This window comes from Marinoscillum sp. (assembly GCF_040222955.1).
In the GTDB taxonomy this organism is placed as follows: Bacteria; Bacteroidota; Bacteroidia; order Cytophagales; family Cyclobacteriaceae; genus Marinoscillum.
Genome location: NZ_JAVKCA010000016.1, coordinates 188217 through 199973, shown reverse-complemented (window position 1 = coordinate 199973; position 11757 = coordinate 188217). Strand labels below are relative to the sequence as shown.

Genomic DNA, 11757 nt, shown 5'->3' with positions numbered 1-11757 from the left:
TAGATAGATCTGATATTGGCCTTCTTTAATTTCCATACCCGATACATCAAAATAGTCCAACATACCCTCGGGTAATACCAGTTTCAACAAGTCTAATTCCTTCAACTTTTTTAATGGCAAAGAAATACCAACTTCATCTTTTCCCCAACTTTCCAGATTGATCCCTGGCGGCTAGCCCTCGAACGTGTTCGAGCCCAGTCACCTCAGGTATTAAATAAAAAAAACCTACCAGAATTATCTAGTAGGTTTCTTGTTTTGGCTCCTCCTCTTGGGCTCGAACCAAGGACCCTCTGATTAACAGTCAGATGCTCTAACCAGCTGAGCTAAGGAGGAATTTTTCGCTGCCTCTTTACAAGGCTTTGTAAAAAGGATTGCAAACTTAATTTTCTGTTTCATTATCTGCAAAACCTTTCACTTAAAAATTTCAATTACTTCTCTTTTTTCTGAATTCAAGCCATTATGTCAGTATAATTATCCGATTATCACCAAAAGCAGACATTATGGCGCTTATTTCACCGAATTCTTGACTTGGTATAGAATTCGTTGAGTGAGTAATCGAATTTGATGTTAAACATTTTAAACTTTTAAAAACATGACACTTATAAAGTATAACCCAAACGGCTTTAAGCCCGCAACATTCGGAAACTTCATCGACAGGTTTTTCAATGATGACTTTTATGGAGGAAAAGGCATCACCAGCTTTTCACCTCAGGTAGACATTGCTGAATCAGACAAAGAATTTGAAATTCAGTTTCACGTGCCCGGAATCCAAAAAGAAAACATCAACATAGATGTGAAGGACGACCGGTTGACTGTGAGTGGCGAGCGCAAAATGAGCCAGGAAAAAACCGAGAAAAACTACCACACTGTGGAGAGCTCTTATGGGACTTTCAGCAGATCCTTCTACTTACCAGATAATGTGAATGTGGAGAAAATCGATGCTTCTTATAAAGATGGTGTACTCAACATTGTATTGCCTAAGGATGCTAAGAAGGAAATGAAAAAGACCATTGCGATCAAGTAATCATAGGTTGAGAGTGAGTTGACCCTGGTCCTGGCAGTAGCCGGGATCAGGGTTTTTTGTTAAGATTTGTTAAGCTTATATACACTTACCGCGTATCGGGAGTTTAAGCCAAACAAAGTCTGATCAAAGTGAGTATAAGTCTATACGGAAATTAGAAACAGCAAAAATTATGAGTAAGAGGAATATATTTTTCGCAATGATTCTGTCTTCTTTTTTGGGAGCGGCCATCGCCCTTGGAGGATATACCACTTTGGTGGAGGCAGAAGTTACTAATCAGATTCAGCCGGTAAACGGTAGTAATCCGGTGAGTTTTACCAATTACGTTTTTGATACCACCGACTATGTAGTGCCCCAGGGACTCAACTTTGTATACGCAGCTAAGTCTGCAACACCGGGGGTGGTACACATTCGCACAAAATATGCCGCAACCACCCAATCCAATGGTGCCCGTAACCCAATGGAGGATTTTTTCAGAGACTATTTCGGTGATCGCTACGATCGGCGTGAGGGCGGCCCGGGTATGGGGGCAGGTTCCGGAGTTATTGTTTCCTCAGATGGATACATAGCCACCAACAATCACGTGGTGGATGGTGCGTCGGAGATCGAAATCTTGTTGAATGACAACAGTACTTATAAGGGAGAAGTTGTAGGGGTAGATCCGGATACCGACCTGGCGCTGATCAAAGTAGAGGCAGAGAATTTACCCACGGTGAAGTTTGGAGATTCTGAAAATATGCAGATCGGGGAGTGGGTACTGGCCATCGGCAATCCGTTTGATTTCAGGTCTACCGTAACAGCAGGTATTGTGAGTGCCAAGGCCCGGAATATTAACATTCTGGCACGAGGAGGAAGCGCCACACGTATAGAGGCATTCATACAGACAGATGCGGCTGTGAATCCCGGAAATAGTGGTGGGGCACTGGTCAATCTGAAAGGTGAGTTGGTGGGGATAAACACTGCCATCGCCTCGCCCACGGGAGCTTTTGCCGGCTATTCATTTGCGGTGCCAGCCACTTTGGTGAAGAAGGTGATCTATGACCTGAAAGATTTTGGCGCCGTACAGCGCCCATTATTGGGTATCGAAATTGTGGATGTGTCATCAGCACTGGCTGAGCAGGAAAATCTGAATGTGCTCAAAGGGGTATTTGTGGCGAAAGTAAAGGAAGGTACCTCTGCTGCTGAGGCTGGTTTGAAGGAGAAGGATGTAATCATTGCCATTGATGGCAAAAAGGTATCGAACGTGGCTCAGCTACAGGAGCAGGTGGCACTCAACAGGCCTGGCGATGAAATTGAGGTGACTTTCATCAGGGAAGGGAAAACCAAGACAGTTGATGCCATATTGAAGAATCAGTTTATGACTACTGAGGTGGTGAAGGCCAACAGTGCCTTCCAGATGGAAGGAGCCACGCTGGAGCCCGTTTCGGATACTTACAAGGAAAAGTTTGGGTTGAAATCCGGGGTGCAAGTGAAGTCCATTGAAAAGGGTAAGTGGAAAGAGGCCGGAATCGAAGAAGGTTTTATTATCACGAAAATAGATAAGCGACCCATTGCGAACATGGATGATTTGTCTGCATCGCTGAACGGTGCCAGAGGAGAGGGGATACTTATAGAAGGGGTTTATCCCAATGGAGAAAAAGCCTATTATGGAATAGGTTGGTGATAGAAGTTGGTAGAGATGAGAGCCACCTTGCCGATCGGCAAGGTGGCTCTTTTGGTTTTTAGGGTTTTTCGCAATCAGATTATTTAGCTTTGCACCTCGAAACAACATTTAACCAAAACAGATATGAGTACCCCATCTTCTGACATGACTAAAATCTTAAAGAACCTTGGTGTAGAGGCATCCAACCCCGGTGCGGCTATAGGTAGTAAGTGGCTTGCTACCAAGGGTGAAATGATCACTTCTTTTTCACCTGTGGATGGCAAAGCCATTGCCGAGGTGCGATTGGCGGATACCGATGCTTACGAAAAAGTAGTGCGATCGGCACAGGAGGCCTTTCTGGAGTGGCGGCAAGTACCTGCACCGCAACGAGGTGAGATTGTCAGGCAGATCGGGCTGGAGCTCAGAAAGCATAAGGATGATCTTGGCACTTTGGTGTCTTATGAAATGGGCAAGTCTCTACAGGAAGGGCTGGGAGAGGTGCAGGAAATGATCGATATCTGCGATTTTGCCGTGGGACTTTCACGTCAGCTTTATGGCCTCACCATGCACTCAGAGCGACCACTGCACCGAATGTACGAGCAGTGGCATCCGCTGGGCATCGTCGGAATTATTTCTGCATTCAACTTTCCGGTAGCCGTTTGGGCATGGAACTCCGCCCTGGCATGGGTGTGTGGAGATGTGTGTATCTGGAAGCCATCCGAAAAAGTGCCTTTGTCAGCAATCGCCTGTCAGAAAATCGTGCAGGGAATTTTTGAGAAAAATGGCATACATCCCGGAGTGTGTGGGCTGATCGTGGGAGACGCAGAAATCGGAAAGAAAATGGCCAACGATACGCGAGTGCCGTTAATTTCGGCTACAGGATCTACCCGCATGGGCAAGGCTGTGGGAGAAGCCGTAGGACGAAGACTGGGAAAATCCATTCTGGAACTGGGCGGCAACAATGCCATCATTATCACTGAGCATGCAGACCTCAATATTGCCATTCCGGGAGCGGTATTTGGTGCGGTAGGCACAGCCGGGCAAAGATGTACTTCTACAAGAAGATTGATTATTCATGAAAGCATTTACGATGACCTGAAGCAGCGGCTTCAAAGTGCGTATGGTCAGCTTCGAATCGGAAGCCCTCTGGATCAAAACAACCATGTGGGGCCGCTGATCGACAAGGATGCCGTGCAGATGTACGAAAATGCACTAACCAAAATTGCCGCTGAAGGTGGCAAAGCCGTGATAGCTGGTGAGGTACTTTCAGGACCAGGCTATGAGTCGGGCTGTTATGTAAAGCCGGCGATTTATGAGGTAAAAAATGATTACGAGATTGTGTGCAATGAAACATTTGCCCCTATTCTTTACCTGATCAAATATAGTACGCTAGAAGAAGCCATTGCGATGCAAAATGCCGTACCGCAAGGACTGTCTTCCGCCATCATGACGACCAATATGCGGGAGTCGGAGCTATTCCTTTCACAGGCGGGCTCAGATTGTGGTATTGCCAATGTTAACATCGGCACATCGGGTGCGGAAATTGGTGGTGCCTTTGGTGGTGAAAAGGAGACCGGCGGTGGTCGCGAGTCTGGTTCAGATGCATGGAAAGCCTATATGCGCCGCCAGACCAATACCATCAATTATTCTACACAGTTGCCATTGGCACAGGGAATCAAATTCGAATTGTAAATCATCAGGCAGACTTCATGGAATTGCACGAGTTAAAAAAGAAGGTTCATGAAGTCTGCATGACTTTGATCCAAAGTCGGGTGGATGCGCTCAATCATGAGCTCAAAGGGTTTCAGGCGGCCGCCAATGAAGAGTCCAAAAGCAGTGCTGGAGACAAGTACGAAACCGGGCGTGCCATGATGCACCTGGAGAAAGAGAAGGTAGCTTCACAGCTCAATCAGGTACTAAAGCAGCAAAAAGTCCTTCGGGAACTCCACTCCGAAAGAAAGTCCGAGGAGGCGGAGCTGGGGAGTTTACTCAGTACAGATCAGGGGTTATTTTATATCAGTATCAGTCTGGGACTTATTCAAACACCTGAGGCGGTGTTTGGCATTTCACCCGTGGCACCACTGGGGACTGCTTTTCTTGGGAAAAAGACCGGGGATGTGGTTTCTTTTAATGGAAAATCTTACAAAATCAACGGAGTGGCCTAGCTGGCAATGGCCTCCAGAATTTTCTTGGGGTCATACTGAGCTTCCCCTGAGATGTCCAGGTACTCACTCTTGTCTCCCTTTTTCTGGCCGTATTTCATATACGATCTCCACACGTGCTCGGCATACCATTCCGGCTCTTCATCCCAGCGTTTGTCCTTACTTTTTCTGCCCAGAAAAACCTCTTTATCAATTTCTATAAACAGCTTTGCGTCATATTTTACACGAAGGGAAGCCGGATAAAATGAAAACAAACCTTCTACTATTTTGACATCCGCCTCCGATTTCTGAACATCATTGGTGAGGGAGTCCCACTTGATGGTGCTGGGCCTCTCCCAGTCAGGTACCCCCTGCACCTTAGGAATGGAAATCTTAGGCTTCACATACTCATCCTGGCAAAATACTTCTACGGATTTGCCCGCTTTTTCAAGGTGTACTTTCAGCTTCTCGGCCAAAGTACTTTTACCCGCACGGCTCACACCTCCGATTCCTATTATCATGCTTTTTCTGGGTTTAATCCTGGTTTAACAACAGGGCATATAAGCATGCCCGATTTTATTTTGCTGATCAGGGGAGGATAAATATACAAACTCAAATGGAATTAACCAGCCAGCCGTGCATTGTAAGCTTAAATTCTTGCCTGGTAAGTATAAAGTTGAAAGTAGCGGCCCTCCTTTTGGATCAATTCATCATGGGTGCCCTGCTCAGCTATCTGACCATTTTCCACCACCAGGATCTGATCAGCCTGACGAATGGTGCTCAGCCTGTGGGCGATCACAAAGGAAGTACGTCCACTCATGAGTCTGGCTAAGCTCTCCTGGATAAAACTTTCACTCTCTGTGTCCAGATTAGAGGTAGCCTCATCCAGAATGAGTATTCTTGGATCTGCCAATATGGCCCGGGCAATGGCTATGCGCTGTTTCTGTCCTCCGGATAGTTTGACCCCTCTTTCGCCAATCCGTGTGTCTAATCCTTTTTCGAACCGGTTGGTGAATTCATCAACGTGAGCCGCCTTCACAGTAGTCATCAGGGCTTCCTCTGAAGCATCGGGCCTTGGGAAGAGAATGTTTTCACGAATGGTGCCTTCAAAGAGAAAATCATCCTGGAGGACTACCCCCAACTGACTTCTGTAGCTTTCGAGAGAGATTTTGGAGAGGTCTTCATTGTCAATGGTGATGATGCCTTCATCGGGAGTGAGGAAAGACGCAGCCAGACTGGCAATGGTGGATTTTCCTGACCCAGAAGTTCCTACCAGGGCGGTCACAGATCCGGCAGGGGCTTTGAAGCTAATGTGCTTGATCACGTGATTATCGTCTTCATACGAGAAGCTCACATTGCGAAACTCCACATCTCCTTTGATCTGAGGAATGCGAATGGTCCGCACGCTACCATCGTCCTCTTCTTCCTGATTCATGATCTCCTCGGTACGGTCAAGTCCGGCAAATGCTTCCGTGAGCTGACTGCCGATGTTACTCATCTGCACAATAGGGGCGATCATAAACCCAAGGTATAGGGTAAAGGCCAGGAAATCACCGATGGTCATTTCGCCTTGTACGATCAGGTACCCACCAATGCCCATGATGCCGGTACTGGCGAGCCCCAGCAGAAACGTAGCTGAGCTGGTAACCAGACTGGTGGAGGTAAGGCTCTTTTTTACATTTAGATAAAGTTTTTCCACCCCTTCTTCAAAGGTTTTTATTTCTTGTTTTTCTGCATTGAAGCCTTTGATGACACGGACACCGCCGAGGGTTTCATTCAATCGACCTGTTACTTCAGCGTTCAGTTTTCCCCGTTCCCTGAAAATCGGGCGAATGTATCCGAAGGCCTTCAAAGAAATTACGCCAAAAATGGAAACAGGCACCAATACGTAGACTGTCATCATGGGACTGATATTGATGAGCAGAAAGAGGGAAACGACGGCTGTGAGGAGTCCGCCCACCAGCTGTACCAATCCAGTGCCCACGAGGTTTCGTACACCCTCCACATCAGTCATAATCCTGGAGACAAGCTCCCCGCTTTTCGTATTATCAAAAAATCTGACGGGCAGATACATGATTTTTCGCTGTACCCGCACACGCAGCTGAGAAATGAGGTGTTGAGCTTCTACACTCAGAATTCTTGTAAGCAGAAAGGAGGTGATGGACTGTACCACGATCGCTCCGAGAATGGCCAGCAGCAGTACTTTTAGCATTTCCATATCGCTTTTAGCGATTACATCATCCATCAGGTATTTACTGGCTCCGGGTAGTACCAGGCTGGCTGCCCGGCTGATCACAATCAATATCAGGCCTACGCCAATAATCTTTCTTCTGGGCCATACGATGGTTTTGAACACATGGCTCAGTGTTACTTTGGATTTGCTCATAAAAGGAATTTAGTAGGAAAGCGAAATGCTTCCAAAAAGGTTCTAAGATTCCTTCTACGGATTATAAGATGAAATGATGTCTTATCTCGTGGGAATCGCTTCCTGATGAAACGTGGCGGAAAAGGATCGGTTCGTTGGCTTACCCAGATAGGTGCTGTCCTGATCATAGGCATAGATAATGCGCAAGTCGATATCAGCGGTAATCCGCCAGATTCCGTCCCTTTGGGTTCCTGAGATTTTACCTCCCTCGATGGTATTGCCCACGGCATCCAGACAGAAGCAGTATGGGTATAGCCGGACTTTCAATTCTTGAAGTTGCAGGACACCTTCGTAGAGAAACTGGGTGGTATCCGGAACCTGAAAGTATAGCGCTTCCGCATATTCATCATCCATGACATTTTCTTTGTCCTCTGCCTGATGGTACCGAAGGAACACTAGTGAATCCCCGGGAAGTACATGAGGGTAATCCTCTGCCAGTTTGGCGTCCTGATAGTAGGTGTATTCTGTTCGGGAGGGGTTTGTGAGACATGCCGAAAGCATGATCAAACAAAGTAGGGGTAAAAGGGCTTTCATAAAGTTTTAAATCTGCCTATCAAGACACAGGATAGTGTGGAAGGGTTGATGATGGGAGAAAAATATAAAGGAGGGGTTGGTTAAATTGAATTTTAGCTTAAATTCGCAATCCTTAAAGAGCATAAGCTTCGGACTTGCTCTTAAACCTAAAAAAGGGGCATTAGCGCAGGTGGCCGGGTCGCGTAGACTCAAACACCACGCTGATACACTTTTAGATCAAAAAGGGGCATTAGCTCAGCTGGCTAGAGCACCACGCTGGCAGCGTGGGGGTCATCGGTTCGAATCCGATATGCTCCACTTTTTTCTGTCAAATCATGGGATGTCCGGTAGGAATTTTACGTCTTGCCGATCTACTTAATCACCCTTCTGAACTTCTTCACATTATTCATATAATAGCTGTCCAATAGGCACTCTATCACCCCGCTTCGTGTGGAAGCATGTACAAACCGGATGTCATCCTTTTCTGCATGAGTGATCATACCGGCATGGTACCACTTTTCGCCCTTTTGTTTAAACTTAAAATAGACAATGTCTCCCGGGCGGATGCTGTCCCAGGTTTTGCTGCTGCCTATTTTTGATTGGTCTTTCGCGGTACGTGGCAGGGTCACATCGATGGTTTTGTAGCAATTATAAATCAACCCGGAGCAGTCAATGCCGGATTTAGACATGCCCCCGTACCGATAGGGCGTACCGATGTATCTCCTTCCTTCGGCTATGACCCGGTCGATCTTTTTGGTCTTCTTTCGGTTTTGAGCCGAAATGTTACCGACCATCAGAAGACTAAAACTTATGATTAAGAAAGTTTTAAGAAAAGTACTGTTCATCCCTGTTTGATTTCATCCTTTACTCCATAAATTTAATGCCATATGTGCGGGATTACAGGAATTTTTGCATTTAACTCTGTCGGGAGGATCAATCTCGTGCATCTGGAGGCGGCCACAAGGAAGCTGGAAAAGCGGGGACCTGATGTCCACAACTCGTGGTTCGATGACGTGGTGGGTCTGGGTCATCGGAGACTATCCATTATTGACACTTCGGCGGCCGGTAATCAGCCCATGAGTGATGCCACGGGGCGTTATTACATAGTATTCAACGGGGAGATTTATAACTACAAAAGCTTAAGGGCAGCGCTGGAAAAGGAGGGGTGTGTTTTTCAGTCGGACAGCGACACAGAGGTATTGCTGCAAGCCTATATCCAATGGGGCGAGGAGGTGCTTCCCCAACTCAACGGGTTCTTTGCTTTTGCCATTTACGATCAAAAGGAGGGCTCACTTTTCCTGGCTAGGGATCGGTTTGGGATTAAACCGCTGGTATATCATGTGAATGGTGATCGATTTTTGTTTGCTTCCGAATTGAAGGCACTGATGGCCTATGGGTTGGAAAAACAGATTAACAGGGAGGCACTGCATCTTTTTTTTCAGCTCACTTATATCCCGGCTCCTCTGTCTATTCTGGAGGGTGTGAAAAAACTCCCACCCGGCCATTGTATGCGGGTGCAGAATGGAGCCGTTGAGGTAAAAAAATTCTATGAGTTTCCTTATCACGAATCACCGCCCATCCATGGTCTGGATGGAGCTAAAAAGCAATTGATAACCACCCTGCGCAAGGCAGTAACAGACAGGTTGATAGCCGACGTTCCCTTAGGGGCTTTTCTCAGCGGGGGGATCGATTCGTCCGTCATCGTGGCACTGGCGAGTGAGGAGATCAAGGACCTGAAGACGTATAGTATCGGCTTCAAAGACAACAAGTATTTTGACGAAACGCACTATGCACAGCTGGTGGCAGACAAATTTCAGACAGACCATCATGTGTTTTCCCTGAGTAATGATGACCTGCTAGCGGAGGTGCAGAATGTGGTGGATTATATAGATGAGCCATTTGGCGATTCTTCCGCTCTGCCGGTTTTTATTCTCAGCAAGGAAACCAGAAAGCATGTGACGGTGGCCCTCTCGGGAGATGGTGCGGATGAGATTTTTTCGGGATACAACAAGCACAGTGCCTGGCTGATGAGTCAGGAGACCAACGTCAAAAACAGTTTGATTAAATCTCTGGGCCCCCTTTGGGGAAGGCTCCCAAAGTCACGCAATCATAAGGTCACCGATACCATTCGCCAGCTCCACAGGTTTGCGAGTGCACAGAAGATGACCCTGCAGGAGCGGTATTGGTTTCTGGCCAGCTTCACCAGTGACGTCCAGATTGAGCGGTTGCTGAAGCCTGATTATACATCGGGTGCTATGTCTTATAAAAGCAACCTGCTCCGGCTCATGAAGACTGGTAGTCTGAATGAGATGCTGGCACTGGATTCACAGTTGGTTTTGCAGGGAGATATGCTCCCAAAGGTGGATATGATGTCGATGGCAAATGGACTGGAGGTGCGGGTGCCCTTCTTGGATCCGGCGGTGGTAGAGCTGGCTTTTTCTATGGATGCAGATTTAAAAGCCAAAGACGGAAGTAGGAAAATTGTTTTGCGCGAAGCTTTCAGGGAGCTTTTACCCGAGGAGCTGTATCAGCGGCCTAAGCACGGGTTCGAAGTGCCACTCCTGGATTGGTTTAAGGGTGCTCTGAAGGGTGAACTGGAAAAGAAGGTCTTTAACAGAGAAAAGATAGAAGCCCAGAAAATATTTGATTGGAATGAAATCGCCCGGATCAAAAAGAAACTTTATTCTTTTGACCCGGGCGATACCCATGTTTTGGTGTGGTGCCTGTTTGTCTTTCAAAACTGGCACGATCGGTATTTCAATGATTAAGCCGTCACTTCCTCACCCAACCAGGACTTAAACATCCACATGGTTTTTTGTTGAGTATTGATCAAGGCGATCATCATATCTTCTGTCTCGTTATCACCACATTCTACAGCGAGCGCCTTCACCACATTTTCCTGATCTACCAGCTGACTGAGTTGCTCATGAATGGCAGTGACAGTAGCGGTATCGAGTGATACGTTTTTGTGTACCCGCAGCTTTGAAGTATTCAGATAGTCCTCAAAAGAATGCAGCGGCGCACCACCGATGGTTAAAATGCGCTCGGCAATTTCATCAATAGAGGTCAGCGCTTCTGTGTACAATTCCTCAAACTTTACATGCAGCTCAAAAAACCGCTTCCCTTTGATGTTCCAGTGGAATCCGCGGGTGTTTTGATAGTAAATATGAAAGTCGCTTAGAAGCTGGTTGAGTTCGATTATGAGTTTTTCTGAAGTCATGATTTTTTTGTTTTTTACTTACTCAGAATAACAAAAAGATCAAGGTTTTGTTCGGACTTTTCTCTGACAAAATAGTCTTCATGAGTGATAGAAAGAACCAGCTCATCTGATTGGTTTTTGAGCTTGTTTCGGTTACGTCTGTTCAGGATTTCATAGGGCTTTCTGAGAAGCGCAGCAGGCAACCTGTATTGCAGGTCCAGTATGTCATACTTCATGATTTTTTGCACAGACTTTCGGTTGCGCTCATGGTATTCCATGACCTTTTCATTGCCTGCTATTCCTTTCATATCTACCGAGGAGAAGTACTTTCCCGCCAGGGACGCCAATTCATCAGCGGTATATTCTCGGATGTGCCAGGGGTTACGGCTCAGAGTCATTTTGATGTTGGGGGTGGACAGAATCGCTTTGCCACCGGGCTTTAGAATTCTGTGAATTTCTGACAGGAACAGATCATCCTTCTTAATGTGCTCGATCACCTGAAAACTCACCACAGTATCAAAACTATTATCCGGAAGATCGATGGGTGGAAAAACACCGGATTCAAACTGGGCATTCTCAAATTTTCCACGTAATGTTTCAATCACACCTTCTATTTTGTCCAGTCCCAAATAACTATCCACTTTATTCAGAAGCAGTGATACGCCCCTGCCTTCGCCACAGCCGAGTTCCAGTAAGGTTCCCGAAACCAGCGGCTCAGCCGCGTAATAGGCTTTTAGTAGCCTTTGATGGATGGGGTTGTCTGAGGGGATTTGGTCTGATGTGATCTCAGTGGTATATACACTCATGGCAATTTTT

At 46.5% G+C, this 11757-nt stretch carries 11 protein-coding genes and 2 tRNA genes; 6 read left to right on the top strand and 7 right to left on the bottom strand.

Annotated elements, in window-relative coordinates:
• Positions 1 to 256 precede the first annotated feature (256 nt).
• Positions 257 to 333: transfer RNA gene (locus RIH33_RS14385), tRNA-Asn, on the bottom strand.
• A gap of 259 nt (positions 334 to 592) precedes the next feature.
• Here RIH33_RS14385 and RIH33_RS14380 point away from each other — a divergent pair.
• From RIH33_RS14380 to RIH33_RS14365, 4 genes are all read left to right on the top strand, one after another.
• Positions 593 to 1024, top strand: a complete 432-nt coding sequence (locus RIH33_RS14380) for an Hsp20/alpha crystallin family protein (RefSeq protein ID WP_406651009.1) — start codon at positions 593 to 595, stop codon at positions 1022 to 1024.
• A 169-nt stretch (positions 1025 to 1193) separates the two neighbouring features.
• On the top strand, positions 1194 to 2684 hold the full coding sequence (locus RIH33_RS14375; protein WP_406651008.1) for a Do family serine endopeptidase: 1491 nt from the start codon (positions 1194 to 1196) through the stop codon (positions 2682 to 2684).
• A gap of 123 nt (positions 2685 to 2807) precedes the next feature.
• On the top strand, positions 2808 to 4355 hold the full coding sequence (locus RIH33_RS14370; protein ID WP_406651007.1) for an aldehyde dehydrogenase family protein: 1548 nt from the start codon (positions 2808 to 2810) through the stop codon (positions 4353 to 4355).
• A gap of 17 nt (positions 4356 to 4372) precedes the next feature.
• The gene (locus tag RIH33_RS14365; protein WP_406651006.1) at positions 4373 to 4828 is read left to right on the top strand and encodes a 3-oxoacyl-ACP synthase; all 456 of its coding nucleotides are present in this window, start codon (positions 4373 to 4375) and stop codon (positions 4826 to 4828) included.
• On the opposite strand, the gene RIH33_RS14360 is transcribed toward RIH33_RS14365, so the two are convergent.
• From RIH33_RS14360 to RIH33_RS14350, 3 genes are all read right to left on the bottom strand, one after another.
• Positions 4825 to 5325: a uridine kinase gene (locus RIH33_RS14360; protein ID WP_406651005.1), complete on the bottom strand. Its 501-nt coding sequence runs from the start codon at positions 5323 to 5325 to the stop codon at positions 4825 to 4827. The genes RIH33_RS14365 and RIH33_RS14360 overlap by 4 nt on opposite strands.
• A gap of 128 nt (positions 5326 to 5453) precedes the next feature.
• Entirely contained in the window at positions 5454 to 7190 is a 1737-nt protein-coding gene (locus RIH33_RS14355; RefSeq protein WP_406651004.1) for an ABC transporter ATP-binding protein, read from the bottom strand.
• Positions 7191 to 7271: 81 nt separating this feature from the next.
• On the bottom strand, positions 7272 to 7763 hold the full coding sequence (locus RIH33_RS14350; RefSeq protein WP_406651003.1) for a hypothetical protein: 492 nt from the start codon (positions 7761 to 7763) through the stop codon (positions 7272 to 7274).
• A gap of 223 nt (positions 7764 to 7986) precedes the next feature.
• On the opposite strand from RIH33_RS14350, the gene RIH33_RS14345 reads away from it, so the two are divergent.
• Positions 7987 to 8060 (top strand) — tRNA-Ala (locus tag RIH33_RS14345).
• A gap of 53 nt (positions 8061 to 8113) precedes the next feature.
• Here RIH33_RS14345 and RIH33_RS14340 read toward each other — a convergent pair.
• Positions 8114 to 8587: a C40 family peptidase gene (locus RIH33_RS14340; RefSeq protein ID WP_406651002.1), complete on the bottom strand. Its 474-nt coding sequence runs from the start codon at positions 8585 to 8587 to the stop codon at positions 8114 to 8116.
• A 42-nt stretch (positions 8588 to 8629) separates the two neighbouring features.
• On the opposite strand from RIH33_RS14340, the gene asnB reads away from it, so the two are divergent.
• On the top strand, positions 8630 to 10510 hold the full coding sequence (asnB, locus tag RIH33_RS14335) for an asparagine synthase (glutamine-hydrolyzing) (protein WP_406651001.1): 1881 nt from the start codon (positions 8630 to 8632) through the stop codon (positions 10508 to 10510).
• Here asnB and RIH33_RS14330 read toward each other — a convergent pair.
• The gene (locus RIH33_RS14330) at positions 10507 to 10962 is read right to left on the bottom strand and encodes a Dps family protein (protein WP_406651000.1); all 456 of its coding nucleotides are present in this window, start codon (positions 10960 to 10962) and stop codon (positions 10507 to 10509) included. The two genes, asnB and RIH33_RS14330, sit on opposite strands and share 4 nt — an antisense overlap.
• Positions 10963 to 10976: 14 nt before the next feature.
• On the bottom strand, positions 10977 to 11747 hold the full coding sequence (locus RIH33_RS14325) for a class I SAM-dependent methyltransferase (protein WP_406650999.1): 771 nt from the start codon (positions 11745 to 11747) through the stop codon (positions 10977 to 10979).
• Between the last annotated feature and the right edge of the window lie 10 nt (positions 11748 to 11757).

What these genes read in the sequence shown, in the direction of transcription:
- RIH33_RS14380 (WP_406651009.1), top strand. Translation starts at nt 593, where the DNA reads ATGACACTTATAAAGTATAACCCAAACGGCTTTAAGCCCGCAACATTC.
- RIH33_RS14375 (WP_406651008.1), top strand. Translation starts at nt 1,194, where the DNA reads ATGAGTAAGAGGAATATATTTTTCGCAATGATTCTGTCTTCTTTTTTG.
- RIH33_RS14370 (WP_406651007.1), top strand. Translation starts at nt 2,808, where the DNA reads ATGAGTACCCCATCTTCTGACATGACTAAAATCTTAAAGAACCTTGGT.
- RIH33_RS14365 (WP_406651006.1), top strand. Translation starts at nt 4,373, where the DNA reads ATGGAATTGCACGAGTTAAAAAAGAAGGTTCATGAAGTCTGCATGACT.
- RIH33_RS14360 (WP_406651005.1), bottom strand. Translation starts at nt 5,325, where the DNA reads ATGATAATAGGAATCGGAGGTGTGAGCCGTGCGGGTAAAAGTACTTTG.
- RIH33_RS14355 (WP_406651004.1), bottom strand. Translation starts at nt 7,190, where the DNA reads ATGAGCAAATCCAAAGTAACACTGAGCCATGTGTTCAAAACCATCGTA.
- RIH33_RS14350 (WP_406651003.1), bottom strand. Translation starts at nt 7,763, where the DNA reads ATGAAAGCCCTTTTACCCCTACTTTGTTTGATCATGCTTTCGGCATGT.
- RIH33_RS14340 (WP_406651002.1), bottom strand. Translation starts at nt 8,587, where the DNA reads ATGAACAGTACTTTTCTTAAAACTTTCTTAATCATAAGTTTTAGTCTT.
- asnB (WP_406651001.1), top strand. Translation starts at nt 8,630, where the DNA reads ATGTGCGGGATTACAGGAATTTTTGCATTTAACTCTGTCGGGAGGATC.
- RIH33_RS14330 (WP_406651000.1), bottom strand. Translation starts at nt 10,962, where the DNA reads ATGACTTCAGAAAAACTCATAATCGAACTCAACCAGCTTCTAAGCGAC.
- RIH33_RS14325 (WP_406650999.1), bottom strand. Translation starts at nt 11,747, where the DNA reads ATGAGTGTATATACCACTGAGATCACATCAGACCAAATCCCCTCAGAC.